This window comes from Flavobacterium sp., from assembly GCF_049318185.1.
Classification (GTDB): domain Bacteria; phylum Bacteroidota; class Bacteroidia; order Flavobacteriales; family Flavobacteriaceae; genus Flavobacterium.
Window position 1 is genome coordinate 1 of the sequence record NZ_JBMOGV010000224.1, and the last position, 1,852, is coordinate 1,852.

Genomic DNA, 1,852 nt, shown 5'->3' on the forward strand with positions numbered 1-1,852 from the left:
AATCGATGGCCAATGGGATTATGATGTGGGAGAAAGGACAGGATCGTACCGATGGATTGTCTTTGTTAAAAGCTGTTTGCGATACCTTAGGAAGGGCGTATTAAGCTTTTTTATTTTTTTGCTTTAGTTATTTTCCAGTGAAATAGGATGAGCATGAGTTATAAATTAGTTTACGTTTTTATTTATTTGAAGGCACAATCGCAGCCCCTTTGCTAAGAGAGTTATTTCACTTTTAACGAATGCACGAATCCTTTATGCCGACATTTCAACACCGATTAAAGCTTTGGATCAAATAGTTCATTGAAAATATTTTTTATGAAAAGGACAATATTATATGTAAGCATTTTGGTGTCATTTTTTTGGATTTGTAGTCGATTTATTAATGTTTATCGATTTGCTTTGGTTGGCGCTATTTTTGAAATTCTATGGATTCCAATGATACTAATGTTATTTTTCCTACCATTAATCGCATGCTATTTTTTATTTAAAGAAAAATTTAGTTTTCATTCTACTTATTTATATGTATTTCTGTTAATGTTGTTTACATTTTTAATAATTAGAATAACACTTTAATAAAAAAAGCAGGCATATGGTGCCTACTTTTTATTGTTTGGGTAGTATAGCTGGTAAAGGGTAGGATACAATATGTGACAAATTTTGCGTCGTCCGCAAAGATGCAGTGCATATTGACCAAGTGCTTGGATTTCAAAGCCAATATTAATCATCAAATTCTTCAGACTCTATATCTTCATCTTCCTCAAACATTTCATCGTATTCGTTTGATTGGGCTGCTGTAAATTCCTCGATGATTTCTAGAATTTCATCTGATTGCTTTTTCCATACTATGGAGTCAACATCGTCATGGATTAGTATAAGGCAGCATTCATTAGTAATCATAATTGGTTCTACTAATAATATACTATCGCCCTCAAATTCTTTAATTAGGTACCTTGTATCTAGGAGTAAGTCTTTGTAGTTTGCCATAATTTTTTTTTAAAATTACACCTACTTTGTTACTTAAACGTCAATAATAATTTATCTGAGATTACTTAATTATGAAGTTTTTCATTAATTTGACTCCAATTATCGCTTAGAAATTGTTTAACTTGTTGATCTGTTACTGCACTAAGGTTAGTCCTTTTTGGGAAAAACCTGCTAAGCTGCCCAATTCTGTTTTCAACTATTCCCTTATAATAGCCAGTAAATTGGTATTCTATAGGAGCCTAAACACCCGAGTTATCGGTAATTTTTTTAAATCTTTCCGGAAGTGACATTAGATATTCTTTGCCTTTAAAAAAGCATTTCAAAATTTATAAAAGAAATTAGGAGCTAATTGGGAAGGATGGGGATATGGACAAGCCGACTTCAAACATATTAAGCTGGAACATCCCCTGGTACATTTGGTGAATGGCAATCTGAAGCCACTGCTGAATAAAGGTCTTTTGCCCAGAGGGGGGAATGGACAAACCCCTGGTTCAACCGGAGGAACTGATAATCAAATGAGTGGTGCCAGTTTTCGGATATTGATAGATACCCAAGACTGGGATAAAAAATTGCTGATCAATTCACCGGGCCAGTCGGGTGATACAAAGTCCTTTTTTATAGAAATTTATTTAAAATCTGGGCAAATGACCAACACATTCCGGCTCATTTTACCAAATATAATATTCTGAGTGTGAAAGCGGCCCAAACTCTGCTACTGCAAAAATAAAAGAGTGATAATAGAGAGTTGAACTTTTATTCTTTTCTATTGTAATATTTATATGAAATATACCCTTGCTATTTGCTTCACCTGTATGCTTATAACCTTTGGAATTGTAGGTAGTACCCAAACTTTACAGCCTGTATCCGA

At 33.6% G+C, this 1,852-nt stretch carries 1 protein-coding gene and 1 pseudogene; one reads left to right on the top strand and one right to left on the bottom strand.

The window, feature by feature from the left end:
- Positions 1-717: 717 nt before the first annotated feature.
- A complete protein-coding gene (locus ACOYLT_RS11820) occupies positions 718-984 on the bottom strand; it encodes a hypothetical protein (protein WP_422854037.1) in 267 nt (88 codons plus the stop codon).
- Positions 985-1,334: 350 nt separating this feature from the next.
- On the opposite strand from ACOYLT_RS11820, the pseudogene ACOYLT_RS11825 reads away from it, so the two are divergent.
- Positions 1,335-1,673: pseudogene (locus ACOYLT_RS11825) on the top strand (penicillin acylase family protein); the annotation flags it as partial.
- Positions 1,674-1,852 lie beyond the last annotated feature (179 nt).